This is a genomic window from Halomonas sp. HAL1 (genome assembly GCF_030544485.1).
GTDB classification, from domain to species: domain Bacteria; phylum Pseudomonadota; class Gammaproteobacteria; order Pseudomonadales; family Halomonadaceae; genus Vreelandella; species Vreelandella arctica.
The window spans coordinates 1,126,068-1,146,814 of sequence record NZ_CP130610.1 but is presented as its reverse complement, the minus strand read 5'-3'; the positions used below and the strand labels follow the sequence as shown (position 1 = coordinate 1,146,814).

The window sequence follows — 20,747 nt, the reverse complement described above, 5'->3', positions numbered from 1 at the left end:
TGTCGCGAAGACGGAGCGTATAATACTGATTCCGCCGACCTTCGTCAACATGAAAAACGCCAATTCCTTAAAGATAAGAAATTGGCGCTAGCGCTATATCAATTGTGGTTAGCTGATTTTACTAAGCTATTTCACAAAGCTATTTAACAAAGCTATTTCACGAAACTCTTTTTCAAAACGCTTCGCCTGTTTTTTGGAAACGCCACCCAACACCTCTATCGCGCTGCGCAGGCGGGCCCGGGTAACGTCGGAGCCAAGAATCGCCATGGCATCCATAACCGAGGTGCTGGACGTACTGCCGGTAATCGCAATAAACACCGGTGCCAAGAACGCTTTCATTTTCAAATCAAAATGCTCGGACAGCAGCTTAACGTCGCTTAGCAGCGCCTCTTTATTCCAAGCTGAGACGCCTTCAAACCGCCAAACAAGGAACTGGAGCAGTTTTACCAGCTCCTCTTCCTCCAGCTTCACACTCTCAAACGACGCTTTAGTCAGTGTCGGTAAGCCCGAAAAGAAGTGCCCTGCCAACGGCATGACCTGAGAGAGCGTCTCTACCCGCGGCCGCACCTGCGGCAGAATCTGCTTAATATAGGCTTCATTGAAAGCCCATTCACGCAGCGCGCTTAACAGCGCATCGTCATCCAGGTCTTCACGGATATATACGCCGTTCAGCCAGGTCAGCTTCTCCAGGTCGAAGACGGGGCCACCTAACGAGACACGCTGCACATCAAATTCTGCCATCATTTCTGGCAGGCTGAATTTCTCGCGTTCATCGGGCATTGACCAACCCATCCGCCCCAAATAATTGGTGACGGCCTGGGGTAAAAAGCCCATTCGACGATAATAGTTGATCGACGTTGGGTTCTTGCGCTTGGAGAGTTTGGATTTATCTGGGTTGCGCAGCAGCGGCATATGACAAAGTTGCGGCATTTCCCAACCAAAATACTCATACAGCAACTGGTGCTTTGGTGCGGAGTTAATCCACTCCTCTCCACGCAATACATGAGTGATTGCCATTAAATGGTCGTCGACCACATTAGCTAAATGGTAGGTAGGCATGCCATCTGATTTGAGCAAAATTTGCGCGTCTACCTGCGCCCACTCCACCTCAATCGTACCACGCAGCATGTCCTTAACAACGCACACGCCTTCGGCGGGCACGTTCATGCGTACTACATAAGGCCAGCCCTCTTGCTCACGGCGGGCTTGCTCTTGTTCATCCAGCGCTAAATCCGCAGGTTTTAAGGCCAGCTGCAATCCTGCTGCTTTGCGTGTCTCACGCAGCTCATCAAGCTCTTCACTGGTGCGGTAACACTTAAACGCATGACCGGCATCCAAAAGTTGTTGAGCGTGTTGCGCATAAATGTCGCCACGCTCGCTCTGCCGATAGGGGCCATAGGGGCCACCCACATCAGGGCCTTCATCCCATTCAAGACCCAGCCAGCTCAATGAATCGAGAATCATCTGCTCTGATTCAGGCGTAGAACGCACCCGATCAGTGTCTTCAATACGAAGGATAAATTGGCCGCCATGCTGACGAGCAAAACATAGATTAAAAAGCGCGATGTAAGCCGTACCAACGTGGGGGTCCCCTGTCGGAGAAGGCGCGATGCGAGTACGTACGGTCATGAAAACGTCCTATTGGCAAAAAAGCATGGCGATATTATACGCACCTTAGGCGCAACCAACAGCGGCACCCAGGGAACAACTCGCGTAAGAAAGCGTCAGAGAAATTAACTCAACGTTATTTGTCCACTAATGCGCGCTAAAGCACAATCGCTTAGTATGGCACTGCAGCAACACCTTGAGCGCATACCTCAAGACTGAAGCAGAGCAATAACGTATGTTAGTAGCGCCACTATTTATATTGAAAAAGACGACTATAGTGGAAGACATTCACGAGCTTTTGAGCTCATCATCAGGAAAACGAAATGGAATCGCTAGGCTCACGTATCAAGCAACTGCGGCTTAGGGCCAAGCTCAACAAAGCTGCCCTTGCACGCAAAGTTGGCGTGTCAGATGTCACCATTTCTTATTGGGAATCCGGGGCGATCAAACAGATCGGTCACGAACGCTTAGTTGCGCTCGCTGACGCCCTCGACTGCTCCCTGGCAACACTATTGGAAGGTGATAGCGCACCCGAGCTATTAACGTTGACCCATACTGGTCCCCTCCCCTGGGAACAGGTACAGGCAACCACCATTAAAGTGCCCAGTCATTTGCCGTTGAACATCGACTGGAAAGCACCATGTGTGATGGCAACACCCGGCCAAGGTACAGATTTTTCGCCCGTTAACGCTGGCGACTTACTGCTGCTCGGGCCTACCCATGTGTTTCATAAAGCGGGCCACTACGTGGTGCAACGCGGCGATCGTTTCGTCATTGAGCACTTCGCCAAAGCCCCCAGCGACACATCGATTCATGCAGTACTTTTAGCCCATTGGCATCCTGCCTAAAGCGTCTACCTCACCGGACTCTCTAGCACCTCCACCTGGTCACGCGTTTGCCTTGGCTCACTCCCCACCAAGAAACGCTGTGAGTAGGTGGCCACCTGGCCCAGCCCGTGGCGGGATTGGCTAACAAGCTCTCCCGCCAGGTGCTGGCCCTCGTGGCCAATACGCGCCTGCACGGCGACTGGCTGCACGCTGCCCTCCGAAACTTCTACACGGACATCGTAGCCGCCATCGGGCAGCCCACTGCCAGAGCCAAACGGGCCGGCTGCAAACTGGCCATTTTCGATTTGCGTTCTTGCCTGCCAACGCACCCGGCTGATCTCACGCTCAACTACAATGCGTACTTGGGTGCCATCCGGTAAATTGCTTTTGCCTTCCACCATTAAGCGCCGATCGCTACGTAAGGCGACCTGCGTCGATATCTCGACAACAAGCGGCTCTACTTCTACCTCAGCAATTTCCGACTCCGTCACCGGGGCTTCAGGGGTGGCCTCAGGTTGCGCGGAGGAAACCGTTTCAGTTGACGGCTCCTCCATGTCGCTACAGCCTACCAATAGCGCAACTACCACTACCAAAATGCCAACATTGCCTATTACCTTACGCATACGAACTCCGAAACATTACTTGTCCTGCAGCTTACCACTGCATCGCCGCTACCACAGTCGAATACTCGACTTTGGCCCCGCTACACGCGCCGCTTCCGGTACAATGTGCTTATCGTGCTAACAAGACACTTTTAGGAGCAGCGGATTTGGACATCATCTGGTGGTTGGCATATGTAGCACTCGGCGGCTTTGTTGGCTTAATGGCAGGCTTATTAGGGATTGGCGGCGGTGGCATTATGGTGCCGATTTTAACGTCGCTATTTGTACTTCAAGGTGTGCCCCATGAACATCTCGCCCACTTGGCGTTAGGCACTGCCATGGCGTCTATTATTCCTGCGTCTACCGCCAGCTTGCTTTCCCACCATCGGCACGGTGCGGTGCGCTGGGACATCGTGCGGTTTATTACCCCCGGCATTTTAGTCGGCACGTTTTTAGCCACCTTTATCGCCGCGCTGATCCCCACCCGAAGCCTAGCCATCTTTTTCGCCTGTTTTATGGTGCTAATGTCACTCCAGATGCTGGCAAACATCAAGCCCAAACCGAACCGCGGCCTACCTAGCCCTATGGGAGTAAGCGGTGTGGGCCTGGGCATCGGTGGTATTTCAGCGCTCGTGGCGATTGGTGGCGGCTCACTAACCGTGCCCTTCCTCACCTGGTGCAATGTTAAACTCCCCCGCGCGATTGGCACCTCGGCAGCCGTCGGGCTACCCATTGCCGTCGCCGGGGCGCTGGGTTACATCATTAATGGTTGGAGTACAGCCGGGCTGCCGAGTGCCGCGCTAGGCTATGTTTATCTTCCCGCGTTTCTACTAATGGCGCCGTTCAGCATTCTCACCGCTCCCATCGGTGCAAGGCTCGCCCATAAATTGCCCGTCGCCCTACTCAAGCGCGTTTTCGCGTTTATGTTGATGGGGCTGGCACTGCAGATGGTGTATGCGGTGTTTACGGCGTGAGGGAGAGCGGATAGCGCTAATACAAGCGCGCCCTTTGGCGGTGCGTGCGCAGCGCAGCCAAAAAAATGCCCCGACCATCTTTTATGGCCGGGGCATTTTACATCTATCGAGCGCTAACCTGAACGCTGCCTGCGGTCAGTCGATCACAGGCGTTGATCAAGCCACTTTTTCACGTCCAACTGCTCGCGTGTATCACTCGGCAATTCATCACGGATCATCTCTTCACCCTTGTGAAGCGCCGTGATGGGAGCGGAAGCGGACAGCACCGTGTTCAGCATATAAAGCACTTCGTAACCCTGCTGGCGGTTAAATAGCGTGCTGTCAGGCTCACCCGTGACGCGTGGATCATCGCTAGGCGCTGCGTCCCAAGTGTAATGATCCAGGCTCATGTTCGTTTGAGTAAAATTAGCCATTTAGCACCTCGTTCATCCAATGAAATCGCCCCTAAAACCTGGGGCCGTAGCCGCTTCCTTCATGGCGACACCCCCAGCGTAGCAAAGAATTTCATTTATGCTCGCCCAATCACGGCGCTGTGGCATATACCCTGCTATGTGCTGCGCGCCCTTTCTTACGTACAATGGCGCGCTTACGTACAATGGCGCGCATACATCACACTACCTCTGAAAAAGTTCTCAAGGTGTACCAGGTTTTTTAGGCATCAGCTGTTAAAACTGCTTGGTACAATTTGGTACATCAGGTGCGTGAATTACGGTTTTAAGAGGCAATGACTGCACTCAGTGCAGCAACAGTGTTACTAAATGACTAATTTACTTAAAGAAAATAGTGCAGATCGTGGGCGGCTTTTTTCTGTGGCCCCGATGATGGATTGGACTACAAAGGACTATAGAGCATTTGCCCGCACCTTAACCAAGCGGACGCTGCTGTATACCGAAATGGTGACGACCGGTGCGATTTTGCACGGAACGCCCCGTGAGCGCTTTTTGGGCTACAGCGAGGTGGAGCATCCGCTTGCGCTGCAGCTGGGCGGCAGCGATGCCGGTGAGCTGGCGGAGTGCGCGGCGATTGCCGAGGCGTGGGGCTACGATGAGGTGAACCTGAACGTGGGTTGCCCGAGCGACCGCGTGCAGAACAATATGATTGGCGCGTGCTTGATGGGTTACCCCGAAAAGGTGGCCGATGCCGTGCGGGCGATGCAGGCCGCGGTGTCTGTTCCAGTCACGGTGAAGTGCCGTATTGGCATCGATGATCAAGATGAAGACGCTGACCTTGAACGGTTTATCGCTATCGTTGCGGACGCAGGCTGCGAAGTGTTTACCGTTCACGCCCGTAAGGCGTGGCTGCAGGGTTTGTCGCCTAAGCAAAACCGTGATGTGCCGCCGCTTAATTACCCCCGCGTTCATCGTTTAAAGCAGAGCCGACCTGAATTGCATATTGGCATTAACGGCGGCATTAAAACGCTTGCCGAGTGCCGTGAACAGCTTACCCATGTGGATAGCGTGATGGTGGGGCGTGAGGCGTATCAGAACCCTTGGCTGCTGGCAGGCGTCGATGAGCAGCTGTTTGGTGAAAAAGGCCCCGCGGCGAGCCGTTTGGATGCTGCGAACGCATTCCGGCCTTATATTCAGCAGCGCTTGGATGAAGGCGCGAAGCTGAATCACATTACGCGTCACCTGCTGGGTTTGTTCCAGGGTTGCCCGGGCGGCCGGCGTTTTCGGCGTCATTTGTCGGAACACGCGCATAAAGAAGGCGCAGGATTACGCCTATTTGATGACGCGCTTAGCTTGGTGCACGAACCCGAGTGCGTTGTATAAAAAAACCCGCTACGCAAGCGTAGCGGGTTCGCTTTCCTACTAGCGTAAGCTTACTGACCGTTTTCCCGGCGGTTCGCCATTACGCCCTGCTCAACACGCTCGCCGATCGTTTGGTCAACGTTTTTCCAGTATTCAAATACCCGTGATAGCACCGGCTCTTCAACACCGTCGGAAACGTGGCCCACAATGTTGTTTACCAATCGGTCGCGGGCAGCATCATCCATTACCTTATTGACCAGGTCATTGGCTTGGTTGAAGTCGCCATCGCCCGGGCGCAGCGTATAGGCAGCGCGAACCAACTCGCCGTCAGTCTCCCATACCGCATCTTCCGGGTACCTTTCCGGGTTGGCGTGCGCGCCCCCTTTGCTATTAGGTGCGTACACCGGGTCGGTGGAGTGGTTAATACGCATCTGACCACCCTGGCTGTAGCTGTTAACCGGGACCTTGGGCGCGTTAACGGGGATATGTTGGTAGTTCACCCCTAAACGCGCGCGGTGCGCATCAGCGTAGGAGATTACCCGCGCCAACAGCATTTTATCCGGCGAGAAACCGGTGCCCGGTACCGAGTTGCTGGGCTGAAACGCTGCCTGTTCGATTTGGCTGTGGAAATCGACGGGGTTGCGATCCAACGTCATCTTACCGACTTCTTGCAGCGGGTAGTCGCCGTGCGGCCACACCTTGGTCAAATCGAAAGGGTTGATGTGGTAAGTCTTCGCATCTTCAAACGGCATAATCTGAACTTGCAGCGTCCAGGTGGGATAATCGCCACGTTTGATGGCATCGAACAGGTCGCGGCGATGGTAGTCGGCATCCGCACCCGCCATTTTATCGGCCTGTTCCTGGGTCATGCATTTAATGCCCTGGTCAGTTTTGAAGTGGTACTTCACCCAAAAGCGCTCGCCTGCAGCGTTCACCCACATATAGGTATGGCTGGAATAGCCATTCATGTGGCGCCAACTGGCGGGGATACCACGATCGCCCATTAGCCAGGTTACCTGGTGGGCAGATTGGGGAGAAAGCGTCCAGAAGTCCCACTGCATATCGTGATCACGCAAGCCGTTATCCGCTCGACGCTTTTGTGAGTGGATAAAGTGCTGGAATTTGAGCGGATCGCGAACGAAGAACACAGGGGTATTATTACCCACCATGTCGAAGTTGCCCTCTTCGGTGTAGAACTTCAGGGAGAAGCCACGAGGATCGCGCCAAGTGTCCGGGCTACCCGCCTCACCGGCCACCGTCGAAAAACGAGCCAACATCTCGGTTTTCTTGCCCGGCTGGAGGAAATCAGCTTTGGTGTATTGGCTAACGTCGTGAGTTACTTGGAAGTGACCAAAGGCGCCACTCCCTTTTGCGTGGGGCTGACGATTCGGAATCATTTCCCGATTAAAGGCAGCCATCTGCTCCATCAAGTAGTGATCATGCAGAACAATCGGCCCATCGGGGCCTACTGAGAGTGAGTGCTCATCACTGGTAACCGGTATACCCGCATCCGTTGTGGTGTGTTTTGGTTTATCGCTCGTCATCGCTTTTCCTCCATGTCACGGCAGACGTGGCGTATGATCGCCACTCGTTCTAGTACGATGAAAGCTTGGCTATTTATCCTCATTGTTGTCATTTTCATAGCCGCTAACAAAGCCCATCATAGGTATAGTCAACGAGTCACTAACTTGCCATTCGCGAAGGCTATCGCTTGCCTATCAGCTCAATAGTTTTTATTTATCAATAAGTATTTAAGAGAACGAATCAGTGGGCGGCACTAAGCTGGAATTAAAGCTTTCAACGGCGGTTTCGGCCTCTTCAATTTCATCAAAACGGGCAATATGAAACAGCGCTTCGCCTTCGTTGGCCAATGGCAAGCGGCTCATCCCAATCACGATACCATCCGCCACAGCACGCACTTCGCCCTCGTCATTACCAAAGGGGTCTGCCACTTTGCCCAGCACTTCGCCTTTGGCAACACGGGCGCCCAGGCGCACCTTGGGGCGCAAAATGCCGTCGATAGGCGCACGCGCCCAGCTTGACCCATTGGCCAATTCGGCGGGCGCTGGCGTGCGGCGGCGCTGCTCGCCGGTCAGCATGCCTAGGCGCCGCATTACTCGCAGCACACCGCGCACGCCGGGGGCAATCGCCCACTCGTCAAAACGCAACGCTTCGCCTGCTTCATAGGTCAATACCGGAATGCCACGGCTCTGGGCGTAATGGCGAAGGCTGCTTTCACGCAGTTCCGCATTGAGTACCACGGGCGCACCGAAGGCATCGGCCATACGCTCGGTTTCACTGCCTGGGCGCAATTGAGCACGGATTTGTGGCAGGTTAGTGCGATGAATGGCGCCTGTGTGTAGGTCAATAATATGGGTGGCGTGATCGACGATTTGTTCGCGGAACAGCGCGGCAATGCGCCCGCCTAGCGAACCCGATTCACTGCCTGGAAAGCAGCGATTAAGATCGCGCCGATCAGGCAAGTAACGTGTTTGCTGTAAGAAACCAAACACATTCACCACCGGCACAGCAATTAAAGTGCCGCGAATGCTATTGATCGCTTTTGCGCGTAGCACCCGGCGAACAATTTCCACCCCGTTGATTTCATCACCGTGAATACCGCCACACACCAACAGCACGGGGCCATCCTTACGGCCGTGAACAACTTCCACGGGGATATGCAGCGGCGTATGGGTATATAAACGCGCCACCGGCACATCCACTTGTAAGCGTTGGCCGGGCATAATGGTATGTTCGCCCAACTGAAAAGGAGCTCGCGCCATGCTTTATGTCCTGTTTTTAATCGGTTATTTTCGCGATGTTTGTATGATTCAAAGCTAGTAACATTGCCTGTTTATACGCTGTCACTGGCAAAATGACGAATTTGTTAACTTACGTTATGCGTTGAGTCAATTATCCATACAGTTTTGAATGTAAATACTCACTCGCTTAGGTTAAAATATGACCATACAGAGTTGATAACGAGGTTCCGTTTCCATGGCAAGAAAGACCAAAGCTGAAGCTGCTGCTACTCGCGAAGCGCTGCTTGAAGCTGCAGAAGAGGTATTTTTTGCCAAAGGCGTGGCACGCACATCGCTTGAGCAAATTGCTCGCCATGCGGGCCTCACCCGTGGTGCCGTCTATTGGCATTTCAAAAATAAAGGCGACCTGTTCATGGCATTGGTTGAACAGGTACGCATGCCCTTCCAGTCGTTAATGGATGAAGTCGACAAAACGGACACCGCGCTATCACCGTTAGAAGCGATACGTCTTGCCTGCCATGCGGGCTTGGTGCGCCTTGAACAACCGTCGTACCAACGGATACTGTCGATTTTACTGCACCGCTGCGAGTTCTTCAGCGATATTAACCCGCTTGATATGCAAGAAGAGATCGGTATCGAGTGTTACCAGGAAATGCTGGCGGTATTTGTACAGGCTAAAGAGCAGCAACTACTGCGCGAAGATTTAAGCCCGGAAGTAGCAACACGGCTAATGCAATCCATGCTGGGTGGTCTTTTCCATGACTGGTTGCGTAATCCTGACGCTTTTTCAATACGTGAACGCGGCGGCGAACTGATCGATACCTCTATTCGTATGATGCAGCGTTAAACATCTCACCCATTCCTCGCTGCAATGCAGCAAGTATGCTACTACTGGCGCTATGTCTAGCCGTGTGAGCATTCTATGGATACCCTAGAGTTTGTTCGCGTACGCGAATTAGAAGTTGCCGTACGCATTTGGAACCCTTCCGCCCCCCGCACGCTTATCGCCTGGCATGGTCTTGCTCGCCACGGCGGCGACTTTAGTGCACTGGCGCGTGAACTGGGCAGCGAATGGCGTATTCTTGCACCCGATACACCCGGCCGCGGGTTATCGAGTTGGTCATTATTTCCGGCTCACGACTACCTTTATAGCCATTACGTGACGGTCGCCATCGCTCTATTAGATCACTTTAAACTTGATCACGTTGATTGGCTGGGCACATCGATGGGTGGCCTGTTAGGCATGCTGATCGCTGCTGATTCAGACCACAGCGCACGTATTTCTCGGCTAATCCTGAACGATGTAGGGCCTGAACTGAACAAACAGGGGCTAATTGCCCTTTCCAGCTACTTTGGCGTTACCCACCGTTTCTCTAGCTTTAGCGAGCTCCATCAAGAACTCATTCAGCACTACGCAAGTTTCGGCATCACTAAGGAGTCCGCTTGGCGTGAACTAGCGCTTAACAGTGCCCGTCGGTTGCCAGACGGTAGCTGGACATATCACTTTGACCCACGCATTGGCGAGCAGTTTGTACACGACACACCGCGCGACACCTGGGCCGACTGGGCGAGTATCCGCTGCCCGGTGATGGTTATTCGCGGCGAAGAATCAACCCTGTTAGATGCCGAAACGCTGCCCCGCATGGCTGAAGCACAGCCTACGCTTGTCACCCTGACCGTACCTAACTGCGGCCACGCCCCCATGTTGGATCAATCTGCACAGGTCGACCCCATTCGCCACTTTCTAAACCGCCCTGTACCACGCCCCATTCCAGGCAGCTCATCGCAAACCGGCACTGGCTGGCATTGCTTCTGGCATCACCCAGTGCAGTGGTTGGCTCATCAGTGGCGGCGGTGGTGGAAATAAACCGGGAAGCTCAAGATTTGGGCCTCCCGGCGGCGACCCACAATGCGTGTGATAACTCAGTGAGAGGCCGAGTAATGGCTAGCAGGGTGATGTTTTTGGCTTAACCGCAGTTTATTTAAACGAACACGTGTCTCCAGATACTCTTGCTCAGTGACACTGCGGTAAGCTCCCTCATCAGGTAAGTACTTCACCAGGACTCGGCGCTCTCCCTGTACAGGCAGGGCATCGCATTTGCAAAGCAGCTTCACCGTGCTATTGGGCTCATTATCAATCACTGCAAACGCCTGTTCACCGGTACCCTGATACCCAGTCACTACAACCGTTTGGCCTAGCAGGCAGCGCCGGGTGAAAGGACGGTAACGGTGCAGCCCACGATGCAACGCCTGACAGAGCATCGCCGCCACTGGCGAAGCAATGACCAGCGTGGCCCAGAGCACCACCACCCCTACCGGAATACGTATCAAGCCAAGCGGCAGCCAGCGCAACACCAGTAGTTCGATCGCGAGTGTCAGTGCCGCAGCAATGGTCAGAATGATCGTTAATGCAAGCGTAGCGGGCACCCCAGCGAAACCTAAAGACACCAGCGTGCTCGCCGTGTGATCTTCTTTGAGGCTATCGCGTTCAAACAACTCTAAAGGGGCTAAGCGGATAATCACTAATAGCCAGTAAAGGGCTAACAGCCCGAGTAGCACTGTAAAGACAATGGTTGGAAATTGCGTAGCAGCGTGCACTAAATGGTTCATGGCGACTCCTCTCCCGGTACTTAGCCGACGATGTATTGTTACTCCCAGCTTAGTCCAGATTAGCTTTCGGGCGCCACCACTACCTTGATCTCAGTCATCACAATAAAAAACGGGTGCCATCCGAAGATGACACCCGCTTGTTCTCAACCTTTCACACCGCATAAATCGCTAAGCGTTAGTGCTGGTCGTGCTCCAACGCTGGCTGATTGGCGTCATGCTTTTTCCCCTTCATCTTGCGGCCCAACCAATCAGAGGCTGTCGCAATCATGGCGTAGAAGCTGGGAATAAACAGGCTACCCAAGGTGGCAACAGAGAACATGCCCATTGCTACCGTGGTACCAATGTGATGGCTGCTCACGTCGCTGGCGCCAGTCGCCAAGGCCAACGGCAAGGTACCGAAGATAAACGCCAGGGAGGTCATTACGATTGGGCGGAAACGCAGCTCTGCTGCGGTAATCGCCGCCTCACGAATGGTTTTACCCTGCTCTTTACGCTGAAGCTCGGCGAACTCGACGATCAGAATAGCGTTCTTCGCCGCAAGCCCGACCACCACCAGCATACCGATCTGCACATACACACTGGTGTCCAGCCCGCGCAGCACGATGCCACCAATACCACCCAGGAAGGCAAAGGGTGTTGCGGTCAGAACCGCCAGCGGTAACGACCAACTTTCATACTGAGCCGCCAGAATCAGGAACACCATCAACAGCCCGAAGACAATCGCCAGAGTCGCGGCATTACCCAGGTTCGACTCCTGGTACGCCGTACCGGTCCAGCCCATGCCCCAGTTGGTTCCCAGCGTTTCTTGAACCACCTGCTCCATCGCTTCAATCGCCTGCGCCGAGCTATAGCCAGATGCGGGATTACCCTGGAACTGAGCACCGGCGTAAACCCCGAACCGCGACACTACAGCCGGGCCGGTTTGGCGTTCAAGCTCGACAAACTCGGAAAGCGGAATACGCTCTCCGTTGCCGCCGCGTACATAAACGCTGCTGACGTCTTCCGGTGTTTTACGAAATTCGTCTTCGTTTTGCAGATAAACCTGGAAATTACGGTTTTGGTAGCTGAAGTAGTTCACAAAGCCGTTACCAAAGGTGTTGGATAAGGCCGAGTTAATGTTCTCTAGTGCCACGCCGTAACTGAGCGCCTTCTGCTGATCAATGTTCGCCCGATACGACGGTACGTTCACGTTGAAGGTTGAAAACACCTGGTTAAGCGCAGGGTGCTCATTAGCCTTCTGCATAATTTGCAGCGAAGCTTCGTACAGTTCCCGCGGCGTTGCCCCTTCAAAAGATTGCAAATAACCGGTGAAACCACCCGTGGTCGAAAGCCCCATAATGGGCGGCACGTTAAAGGCCATTGCCGAACCACCGTCGATACTGGCACCCAGGCCCATAATGCGGCCCACTAACTCGTCAGCGGTCAGTTCGCGCTCCGCCCAGGGGTGCATATTGACGAACATGATGCCCCGAGCAGTGTTAACGGCGCTCGACAGAATGTCGTACCCCGCCACAGCCGAGGAGTATTCAACACCTGGAATGGCTTCCACTTCGGCGCTGAGTTTTTCCATGTAGCGCTGGGTACGGTCAAGCGACGCCGCATCGGGCAGCGATACGCTTACCAGCACAATCCCCTGATCAGTCTCAGGTACCAGGGTTGAAGGCGTGTTGGCGTACAGCCAGTACGACCCCACCCCGGTTAGCACCGTAAGCGCCAACGCCAACACCCAAAAACGTACCAGCACTTTTACGACCGCCATGTAAGCGGCGGTAATACCCGCAAACATGCGGTCAAACAGGCGGAAAGGTGTGTTTAAAGCGCGCTTGACCTTGGACTGCCCTGCGCCAGCGATTTTATGTTTAATAAAGATCGCCGATAGGGCCGGTGTGAAGGTCAGCGCCATGACCGCCGAGAGCGCTACCGAAATCGCCACGGTAATCGCAAACTGCTGATAAATCTGCCCGGTGAAGCCCCCCAGAAAGGCTACGGGAATAAAGACCGCGGCCATAATCAGCGAGGTGGCGATAACCGGCCCACCGACCTCTTTCATGGCCCGGATAGTGGCATCCCGCACGCTGATATCATCTTCTTCACTCAGCACACGTTCGACGTTCTCCACCACCAGGATGGCATCGTCGACCACTATCCCTATCGATAACACCAAGGCAAACAGCGTCAGCAGGTTGATCGAGAAGCCAAACAGGTAGAAACCGGCAAAGGTACCTACCACCGCGACGGGCACGACCGACATGGCAATGACCGTAAAGCGCCAGTTCTGTAGGAAGATAAACAGAATGACGATAACGATCAGGAAAGCTTCAATGAAGGTTTTAAGTACGGTCTCAACCGAGGCATCAATGAATAGCGTCGTGTCGTAAGGCGCTACGTATTCAAGCCCAGGGGGAAAGCGACTTTCCAACTCATCCATGGCGGCACGTACACCATTCGCCGTTGCTAACGCATTGGCCCCAGGCTGCTGGTTAATGATGATCGGCGTCATGGTAGAGCCGTTCAAGCGTGCATCCACCCCATAAAAGGATGCCCCAAGTTCAATACGCGCTACGTCCTTTAAGCGGAGTGAGGAGCCGTCGCTGTTGGTGCGCAGGTAAATATTGCGGAAATCATCGACGTCATTCAGTCGACCACCCGCGGTAATCGTATAGGTGTAGGAGCGCGGTTCGCTTTGCGGCGTTGATGCCAAGCTACCGGCCGGGATCTCAGTATTTTGCGCTCTAATTGCACTCGCCACTTCGCTAGGCGTCAGGTCGTACTGCGCCAATTTATCCGGGTCCATCCAGATACGCATGGCGAATTCACCACCACCCAACACCTCAGCATTACCCACCCCAGGCACCTGACGCAGTTCATCAAGCACGTTCAGCGTGGCGTAGTTCTGCATGTAGATGTTGTTGTAGTCACCGCTCGGCGACGTCAGCGCTATAAACATCAAAATAGAGTCCGAGCGCAGCTCCACGGTCACGCCTTGGGACTGCACGGCTTCAGGCAACTGCGAAAGCGCCCCTTGAACCCGATTGTTAACATTGATGGTATTGATATCGCCATCAGTGCCGATATTAAAGGCTACACTCAGGCTCATGGTGCCGTTATCAGCGCTGTTAGAGGTCATGTACAGCATGTCTTCCACGCCGTTAATGGCCTCTGCAAGCGGTGCTGCAACCGTTTGCGCAACGGTTTCTGCATCCGCACCCGGGAACTGGGCCTGCACTGATACCGTCGGCGGCACTACGCTGGGATACTGCTCAATCGGCAGTATCCGCATCGACATAACGCCCACCAACGTCACGATAATTGCCAACACCGTGGCAAAGATCGGGCGGCTGATGAAGAAGTTAGAGAAGTTCATTATTGCGCACCCTCTTCTCCTTCAGCGGGCTGTCCATCGGCTGCTCCCGCTTCCATCGCTTGTGCCGCCTCGGCCTGTTCCTGCGCCTCTTCTTGCTCGACGTCTTCGACCACCGATCCTGCATTGCCATCAAACGGCTGCGGGTCAATCGCCATACCCGGCTCTAAACCAGCGGGATCACCGACAATCACTCGATCACCCGGCTCCAAGCCCTCACGAATCAACTGCCAAGGGCCTGCCACTTCGCCTAAAGAGACCGTCTGCTCACGAGCCTTATTTTCATCATCCAGCACATACACTTGGGGGCCCATTAAGCCTTGCGTCACAGCAATTTCTGGCACTGCCATCACGTCAAAGCGTTTCAAGCCTTCAATCCGGACACGCACAAATTGGCCGGGCAGTATGCTCGCCTCAGGATTTTCAAACGTGGCGGACGCTTGAACGGTACTGGTACCGCTGTCGACTCGTGACCCCAGGAAGTCTAAATGGCCTTCCAGTTCAGAATCACTGCCACCGCTAACACCTGGAACGCTCAACCGCGCACGAATATCCGATGTCTCACCGCTTTCGCTTAACTGGCGGCGTAGCTCAAAAGCGTCGCGCTGAGGCAGCTGGAAACGTACTTCTAAAGGATCAAGCGGCGTAACCGTGGCTAGCTCAGTGCCGGAGGTCACCAAGTTGCCCACGTTAATCTGGCTTAAGCTGATCATGCCTGACACCGGTGCAGTCACCTGCGAGTAACCTAGGTCGAGATTGGCACTGGTTAACGCTGCCTCTGCCTGCGCTACGTTTGCTTGGGCGACACGCTGGTCAGCGAGTGCTTGGTCATACTGCTGACGGCTGACCGAGTTCTGACTTAGTAATTGCTCGAAACGCTGGGCATCACGCTGGGCGCGGGAAAGTTCAGCCCGCGCGCTTTGCAGGTCAGCTTCACGCTGGTTAACGGTCGCCTGATAAAGATCCGGCTCAATGGTATAAAGACGATCGCCCTCTTCTACCATTTGGCCTGGTTCAAAGTGGCGCTCTTCAAGAAAACCATTTACACGTGCCACCAAAGTGACTTCACTATCACTGCGTAGCAAAGAGGGATACGATTTATCCAGCGGTATATCCTGACGCGCCATTTCAGTTACTTCTACCTGATGGGGCGGGGATTCTTGCTCAGCGCCCTGCTGGGATGCCTCGGTTTGTTGCTCTTGACCACAGGCCGCGAGTGCCAGCGCGGCTACCAGCGTTACTAGACTCGCTCGGTGTGAGTGAATCATCTTCTTCATACGTTAAATTCCCATGTATCTTTTAAAAGTCGACTGATAGCACTTGCGCACCTGGGTCATTCCCAAAGCAGCAGCAAATTACATACCCGGCTGGGGTGGTGCACCAATGTCGAGAGCACTGTCATAGCGGTCGTTGCCGTCACTTTCTGGCAAGATAAAGTTCACCTCATCGCCGGTTAACCACGCATTGACTTCCTCAATGGCTTCAACGTCCAGGCGACCGGCTTGTTGGCGCAGCGAGAGCAAATTCACCACATAGTCGTAGCGAGCTTCCGCGTAGTTGGCGATCGCGTTGTAAAGGTTTTGCTCAGCGTTCAACACATCCACGATGTTACGGGTACCAACCTCGTAACCGGCGCGGGTAGCCTCTAAGGCGCTTTGGTTGGAGACAATAGCCTGCTGGCGGGCTTCAACGGTTTCCACATCATTGCTGACTTGGGTATACAGCGAGCGGACTTGCTGGATCGAAGAGCGACGCTGAGACTCGAAATCATACTGGCTGCTTTCCAGTTGATAGGTCCCTTGACGGATACTGGCGCTGGTACGGCCGCCGGTATAAATCGGCAAATTAGCGCTTAAGCCCACCTGGCTAGAGGAATCTTCACCGGTGGTATTATCAACATCACTGTCACTGTATTGATAATTACCAAACGCTTGAAGCGTAGGTAAGTTGCCCGCCCGGGCAATTTCTACGCCGCTGCGTGCTACCTCAATACCGGCCTGTTGGGCCAATACCTGCGGGTTAAGCTCAAGGGCCTGTTCAACCCAGTAGTCGCGACTACTTGGCTCGGGAAGGCCAACCGGCATGCTGTCGCCCAGTGCTTCAATGCTGGCATAACGTTGGCCGGTCAGCTGCTCCAATGCTTCAAAAGCCACTTGAAGATTACTTTCTGCGGCAATGCGGTCAGCACGAGACTGGTCAAAGGTGGCACGCGCTTCTTCGACTTCGGTAATCGCAATCAAGCCAACTTCAAACTGCTCGCCGGCTTGCTCAAGCTGACGGCCAATCGCCCGCTCTTGAGCGAAACGTGCTTCTAATATTTCATGGGCGCGCAGAATATCAAAATAGGCACTGGCGGTATCAATCAGTAGCTGCTGTTCGGTGGCCGCTAGCAGATATACCTGCTGGTCAATCTGACGCTCGGCCTGAGTGACTTCTCTGCGTGTCACCTCGTTATAAAGCGCCTGGGTGGCTTCTAAGGTGAGCGATACGGTGTTGTAACGGTCATCACCGGTACTCACATTACCGGTGCCTGTGCCAGTACCTGCACGCGACGATGTCTGACTTTCGTACTGCTGGTTGTGGGCAACAGTACCGGTTGCGTTAACTTGGGGGAGCAAACCACTGCGTGCCACATCTCGGCCAGCTTCAACGCCTAAATATTCGGAACGTGCCGATGCTAATGCCGCATTATTGTCTAACGCATCACGGGTAATCGTGAGGAGGTCAGCAGCTTGAGCAGGCAACACAAAAGAAGCTGTGAATACCGCTAACAGTAAGGGTCGTAAAGGGGCATTGACTGCCCAGTGTGCCAGTCGCATGGGGTTGCCTCTAAGTATCAGCGTCAGGATGGCGAACGAACTAAGCTTCTCATCTTACGAAGTCTCTCAGCTTACAAAGAATCTAAGCTTACAAACTCACTCAGCGCATTAAGCCACTCAGAAAGATGAGCATTATAGTTACATTCATGTATGTATGCTAGCCTTGAACAATCTAAAATTGTGTGTACGGCCTATTGTCAAGTCGCATCCAGCTTACCTTAGTCCAAAGCATGAGACTTTGACGATAGATGCGGCTTTCTTTTACGAAATTCCCTTGGATCAATGCCCCACTTTGTTAGCCGTGACGCTAACGTGGTTGGCTTGATCCCCAGTAGCTCCGCAGCGCCGCCCGCCCCAGACACTTTGCCGCCCGCCTTGGATAGAGCGGCAATGGTGCTTTCTTGCTGGCGCTGGCTAAGCGCATGTTCGGTTAGCAGCGGTGCTTCACTTTGTTGCCAACTAGAATGAGCCACCGAGTGCACCGAGTTATTGCGGCTTAACGAACGTGGCGGTTCACTCAGCAGCAGGTCATCAAATACCAGGCGCCGGTCCTGGGTGACGATCACCTGTCGCTCAATGACGTTTTCCAGCTCACGAATGTTGCCGGGCCAGGGGTAACGCTGGAGAATTTCTAATTGGGCGGGAGGAATACGCACGCCGGGCTTATTGAATTTAAGACAGGCACGGTGCAAAAAATGACGCGCTAGTAGCGGCACATCCTCAATCCGCTTACGTAGTGGCACCGAATCAATGGGAAAGACGTTAAGGCGGAAGTAGAGGTCTTCCCGAAAGTGGCCCGCTTCGATCATGTCACGCAGTTCACGGTTGGTCGCTGCAATGACCCGCACATCGACCTTCCGTGTGCGGTTGTCACCCACCCTTTCAAACTGCTGGTCCTGCAATACACGCAGCAGCTTACTCTGCAGCTCCAAGGGAATTTCACCGACTTCATCTAAAAACAGCGTACCGCCGTGGGCCAGCTCAAAACGCCCGGGACGATCCTGCACGGCACCGGTAAAGGCGCCTTTTACATGGCCGAAAAACTCACTCTCGAAAAGATCTCGCGGGATAGCGGCGCAGTTCACGCGGATCAGCGGCCGATCGCTGCGCGCATTGCCCGCATGAATAGCCCGGGCGATCAGCTCTTTGCCAGTACCGGATTCGCCGCTAATCAAGACATTGGCACTAGTGGGCGCGACCATCTCTATCTGTTTAATCAGTTGTGCCACCGCCGGGCTATTGCCCACGATATCGCGGTGATTTAACTCCGCTTTTATCTCTTCTTGGAGGTATTCGTTCTCTAGCTCTAGGCGCTGTTTGAGCGTCTCCACTTCAGCCAGCGCATCGCGCAGCTGCTGCTCGGCGCGCTTACGCTCACGAATATCACGAAACAACACTACTGCCCCGACCAAACGGCCCATCTCGAAAATCGGTGTACTGGTGTACTCGACCGGGATCGCTTCGCCGTTTTTATGCCAAAACACTTCGTTATCGACGTGATGAACCTGGCCATCACTAAACGAGGCATGAATCGGGCACTGCTGCACCGAAAATTGGCTGCCATCGGCGTGGGTGTGATGGAACATCAGATGCGCGTCGTGGCCCACCATGTCCTCGGTACTCCAGCCTAAAATGCGCTCCGCGGCGGGATTAACAAAGGTGGTTTTACCCTCGGCATCCAGGCCATAAATGCCCTCGCCTGCCGCGCCGAGAATCAGCTGGTTCTGCTTCTCAATGCGCTCGAAGACCTGCTCGACACGCTGCCAGCCCACTTCACCCTGGCGGTGCTGGCGACCAAGCTCTGCCTTGGCACGTCGCTGCTCGGCTTTATTACGATCAATCAGCGTTAACAGAAGCTGTTCAGAGTCTTCAATGCACTGGGCATAAACCTCTACCCGGTAGGGCTGGCGCAGCATATCGAGTATCACCAAATCATCCGACCAGGCAGTTTTTTGCACCAGCGCCTCATCCGTAAAGCTCACCCATAGCGGCAGTGACGCACTCAAACGGTGGCTAAAGGGAGCCGCTAGAGGCATGCCTTGCTCAATACCTGTTTGCTCAGTACATAGCTGTTCAATGCATAGCAGCTCACAGGCAGCCGGATTGGCAGCCAATAGCTGATCGGTAAAGGGGTCGATCACAATCATGGCAAGCGGTGAGTAGCCGCCCATGAGTGCAGAGGCTGTGGCGTGCGTGGTTTCCTGCATAAGCATTAGCTACTACCTCAGGGTTCAAGGTGATCTTCACTAATGAACCATTCAATTCCCACGCCAGTTACGATATTTCGTTAATAAAACAACGAAATATCGTTATTTACGATTTTTCGTAACTATTCGGGTGATTCATAACCAATGCCAAAAAAATAAATTAATCAATTAAAAACAAACGGTTAATCAGCACAATCAAGAGTTGGCACATAAATCGCAATACAAACAGTGATAGTGCGATAGCGCCACACGCTTAATCTCTTTTGCACCAGGACGGCGCAGCCATCGGTTTTATTGCTCCTATTTATTGCTCCTAGCAGGAAACTCTAAAACTCTTGGGTTAAGCGTTAACTAACCGAAATGACACAGGAGACATGCTTATGTCTTATCTAATGCCCAGTGAATTTGTCACCAAGCTGGTGGATCAGGGTGAATCAAAAATCTATATGGGCACCCGGGATACACTTATTCGCTCCTTTATGGCGGGAGCTACCCTGGCGTTGGCCGTTATTTTTGCCATTACCATAGCGACACAAACAGGCAACTTCTTGATAGGGGCACTGCTCTTTCCGGTCGGCTTTGTGATGCTTTACCTGATGGGCTATGACCTGCTCACGGGTGTTTTTACACTGGTGCCTCTTGCATGGCTCGACAAGCGGCCTGGCGTCACACTACCCCGAATGCTGAAGTGCTGGGGGCTGGTAGGGCTCGGCAATCTTGGGGGTGCCCTATTTATCGCCACCTTCGGTTACTTGAACTTCACCATGGGCGGCACTGAAGAGATCAACGCTGTCGGCCAAACGATGATGACCGTCGGTGAAAGCCGAACGGTGGGTTATCAGGATGCCGGCATTGCCGGTTGGATCGTGCTCTTCCTAAGAGGCATGTTCTGCAACTGGATGGTGTCCATGGGCGTGGTGGGCGCTGCCATCTCTACAACGGTTTCCGGCAAAATCATGGCCATGTGGATGCCGATTATTGTCTTCTTCTATCTCGGTTTTGAGCACTCCGTTGTCAACATGTTCCTGTTCCCGATTGGTCTGATGATGGGCGCTGACTTCACTCTGTATCAATACATTATGTGGAACGAAATTCCCACCGTACTGGGCAACCTGGTAGGCGGTTTGACGCTGGTTGGCTTGGTTCTCTACACCACCCACGTCCGTACTCAAGCTAAAAAAGTATTTTCTTAATCACAGTTTATTAGGCAAAAAGGGCGTCAAACG

Annotated in this window: 16 protein-coding genes; 6 read left to right on the top strand and 10 right to left on the bottom strand. The window is 53.7% G+C overall.

The window, feature by feature from the left end; genetic code table 11:
- Positions 1 to 126: 126 nt before the first annotated feature.
- Positions 127 to 1,629, bottom strand: coding sequence for a glutamate--tRNA ligase (gene gltX / locus Q3Y66_RS05470; RefSeq protein WP_008958569.1), 1,503 nt, complete (start codon positions 1,627 to 1,629; stop codon positions 127 to 129).
- Between the two features lie 302 nt (positions 1,630 to 1,931).
- Here gltX and Q3Y66_RS05465 point away from each other — a divergent pair, with 302 nt between their 5' ends.
- On the top strand, positions 1,932 to 2,456 hold the full coding sequence (locus tag Q3Y66_RS05465) for a helix-turn-helix domain-containing protein (protein ID WP_008958570.1): 525 nt from the start codon (positions 1,932 to 1,934) through the stop codon (positions 2,454 to 2,456).
- A gap of 5 nt (positions 2,457 to 2,461) precedes the next feature.
- On the opposite strand, the gene Q3Y66_RS05460 is transcribed toward Q3Y66_RS05465, so the two are convergent.
- Positions 2,462 to 3,058: a hypothetical protein gene (locus tag Q3Y66_RS05460; protein ID WP_008958571.1), complete on the bottom strand. Its 597-nt coding sequence runs from the start codon at positions 3,056 to 3,058 to the stop codon at positions 2,462 to 2,464.
- Between the two features lie 146 nt (positions 3,059 to 3,204).
- On the opposite strand from Q3Y66_RS05460, the gene Q3Y66_RS05455 reads away from it, so the two are divergent.
- Positions 3,205 to 4,011 carry a sulfite exporter TauE/SafE family protein gene (locus Q3Y66_RS05455; protein WP_008958572.1) on the top strand — a complete coding sequence of 269 codons (807 nt, stop codon included), beginning with the start codon at positions 3,205 to 3,207 and terminating at the stop codon, positions 4,009 to 4,011.
- Between the two features lie 143 nt (positions 4,012 to 4,154).
- On the opposite strand, the gene Q3Y66_RS05450 is transcribed toward Q3Y66_RS05455, so the two are convergent.
- Entirely contained in the window at positions 4,155 to 4,424 is a 270-nt protein-coding gene (locus tag Q3Y66_RS05450) for a hypothetical protein (RefSeq protein WP_008958573.1), read from the bottom strand.
- Between the two features lie 345 nt (positions 4,425 to 4,769).
- On the opposite strand from Q3Y66_RS05450, the gene dusA reads away from it, so the two are divergent.
- Positions 4,770 to 5,783 (top strand): tRNA dihydrouridine(20/20a) synthase DusA, encoded by a 1,014-nt coding sequence (dusA, locus tag Q3Y66_RS05445; RefSeq protein WP_008958574.1) that lies wholly within the window; start codon positions 4,770 to 4,772, stop codon positions 5,781 to 5,783.
- A gap of 50 nt (positions 5,784 to 5,833) precedes the next feature.
- Here dusA and Q3Y66_RS05440 read toward each other — a convergent pair whose 3' ends face one another.
- Both Q3Y66_RS05440 and Q3Y66_RS05435 read right to left on the bottom strand, forming a co-directional pair.
- On the bottom strand, positions 5,834 to 7,306 hold the full coding sequence (locus Q3Y66_RS05440) for a catalase (RefSeq protein ID WP_008958575.1): 1,473 nt from the start codon (positions 7,304 to 7,306) through the stop codon (positions 5,834 to 5,836).
- A gap of 207 nt (positions 7,307 to 7,513) precedes the next feature.
- A complete protein-coding gene (locus tag Q3Y66_RS05435) occupies positions 7,514 to 8,545 on the bottom strand; it encodes a succinylglutamate desuccinylase/aspartoacylase family protein (RefSeq protein WP_008958576.1) in 1,032 nt (343 codons plus the stop codon).
- A gap of 214 nt (positions 8,546 to 8,759) precedes the next feature.
- Between Q3Y66_RS05435 and Q3Y66_RS05430 the strand changes: the two genes are divergently transcribed.
- A complete protein-coding gene (locus Q3Y66_RS05430) occupies positions 8,760 to 9,371 on the top strand; it encodes a TetR family transcriptional regulator (RefSeq protein ID WP_008958577.1) in 612 nt (203 codons plus the stop codon).
- A 75-nt stretch (positions 9,372 to 9,446) separates the two neighbouring features.
- Positions 9,447 to 10,391, top strand: a complete 945-nt coding sequence (locus Q3Y66_RS05425) for an alpha/beta fold hydrolase (protein WP_303319539.1) — start codon at positions 9,447 to 9,449, stop codon at positions 10,389 to 10,391.
- A gap of 56 nt (positions 10,392 to 10,447) precedes the next feature.
- On the opposite strand, the gene Q3Y66_RS05420 is transcribed toward Q3Y66_RS05425, so the two are convergent.
- From Q3Y66_RS05420 to Q3Y66_RS05400, 5 genes are all read right to left on the bottom strand, one after another.
- The gene (locus tag Q3Y66_RS05420; RefSeq protein WP_008958182.1) at positions 10,448 to 11,134 is read right to left on the bottom strand and encodes a hypothetical protein; all 687 of its coding nucleotides are present in this window, start codon (positions 11,132 to 11,134) and stop codon (positions 10,448 to 10,450) included.
- Positions 11,135 to 11,309: 175 nt separating this feature from the next.
- A complete protein-coding gene (locus tag Q3Y66_RS05415; RefSeq protein WP_008958183.1) occupies positions 11,310 to 14,498 on the bottom strand; it encodes an efflux RND transporter permease subunit in 3,189 nt (1,062 codons plus the stop codon).
- A complete protein-coding gene (locus Q3Y66_RS05410) occupies positions 14,498 to 15,772 on the bottom strand; it encodes an efflux RND transporter periplasmic adaptor subunit (protein ID WP_008958184.1) in 1,275 nt (424 codons plus the stop codon). Before Q3Y66_RS05410 ends, Q3Y66_RS05415 begins: the two co-directional genes overlap by 1 nt.
- Positions 15,773 to 15,850: 78 nt before the next feature.
- Complete coding sequence (locus tag Q3Y66_RS05405) at positions 15,851 to 17,314, bottom strand: TolC family outer membrane protein (RefSeq protein WP_008958185.1); 1,464 nt, start codon at positions 17,312 to 17,314, stop codon at positions 15,851 to 15,853.
- A gap of 218 nt (positions 17,315 to 17,532) precedes the next feature.
- Positions 17,533 to 19,521, bottom strand: a complete 1,989-nt coding sequence (locus Q3Y66_RS05400; protein ID WP_035586918.1) for a sigma-54-dependent Fis family transcriptional regulator — start codon at positions 19,519 to 19,521, stop codon at positions 17,533 to 17,535.
- A gap of 380 nt (positions 19,522 to 19,901) precedes the next feature.
- Here Q3Y66_RS05400 and Q3Y66_RS05395 point away from each other — a divergent pair, with 380 nt between their 5' ends.
- Entirely contained in the window at positions 19,902 to 20,714 is an 813-nt protein-coding gene (locus Q3Y66_RS05395) for a formate/nitrite transporter family protein (RefSeq protein ID WP_008958187.1), read from the top strand.
- Positions 20,715 to 20,747: the final 33 nt, after the last annotated feature.

What these genes read in the sequence shown, in the direction of transcription:
- Q3Y66_RS05440 (WP_008958575.1), bottom strand. Translation starts at nt 7,306, where the DNA reads ATGACGAGCGATAAACCAAAACACACCACAACGGATGCGGGTATACCG.
- Q3Y66_RS05400 (WP_035586918.1), bottom strand. Translation starts at nt 19,521, where the DNA reads ATGCAGGAAACCACGCACGCCACAGCCTCTGCACTCATGGGCGGCTAC.
- Q3Y66_RS05425 (WP_303319539.1), top strand. Translation starts at nt 9,447, where the DNA reads ATGGATACCCTAGAGTTTGTTCGCGTACGCGAATTAGAAGTTGCCGTA.
- dusA (WP_008958574.1), top strand. Translation starts at nt 4,770, where the DNA reads ATGACTAATTTACTTAAAGAAAATAGTGCAGATCGTGGGCGGCTTTTT.
- Q3Y66_RS05405 (WP_008958185.1), bottom strand. Translation starts at nt 17,314, where the DNA reads ATGCGACTGGCACACTGGGCAGTCAATGCCCCTTTACGACCCTTACTG.
- Q3Y66_RS05430 (WP_008958577.1), top strand. Translation starts at nt 8,760, where the DNA reads ATGGCAAGAAAGACCAAAGCTGAAGCTGCTGCTACTCGCGAAGCGCTG.
- Q3Y66_RS05395 (WP_008958187.1), top strand. Translation starts at nt 19,902, where the DNA reads ATGTCTTATCTAATGCCCAGTGAATTTGTCACCAAGCTGGTGGATCAG.
- gltX (WP_008958569.1), bottom strand. Translation starts at nt 1,629, where the DNA reads ATGACCGTACGTACTCGCATCGCGCCTTCTCCGACAGGGGACCCCCAC.
- Q3Y66_RS05435 (WP_008958576.1), bottom strand. Translation starts at nt 8,545, where the DNA reads ATGGCGCGAGCTCCTTTTCAGTTGGGCGAACATACCATTATGCCCGGC.
- Q3Y66_RS05420 (WP_008958182.1), bottom strand. Translation starts at nt 11,134, where the DNA reads ATGAACCATTTAGTGCACGCTGCTACGCAATTTCCAACCATTGTCTTT.
- Q3Y66_RS05465 (WP_008958570.1), top strand. Translation starts at nt 1,932, where the DNA reads ATGGAATCGCTAGGCTCACGTATCAAGCAACTGCGGCTTAGGGCCAAG.
- Q3Y66_RS05450 (WP_008958573.1), bottom strand. Translation starts at nt 4,424, where the DNA reads ATGGCTAATTTTACTCAAACGAACATGAGCCTGGATCATTACACTTGG.
- Q3Y66_RS05410 (WP_008958184.1), bottom strand. Translation starts at nt 15,772, where the DNA reads ATGAAGAAGATGATTCACTCACACCGAGCGAGTCTAGTAACGCTGGTA.
- Q3Y66_RS05415 (WP_008958183.1), bottom strand. Translation starts at nt 14,498, where the DNA reads ATGAACTTCTCTAACTTCTTCATCAGCCGCCCGATCTTTGCCACGGTG.
- Q3Y66_RS05460 (WP_008958571.1), bottom strand. Translation starts at nt 3,058, where the DNA reads ATGCGTAAGGTAATAGGCAATGTTGGCATTTTGGTAGTGGTAGTTGCG.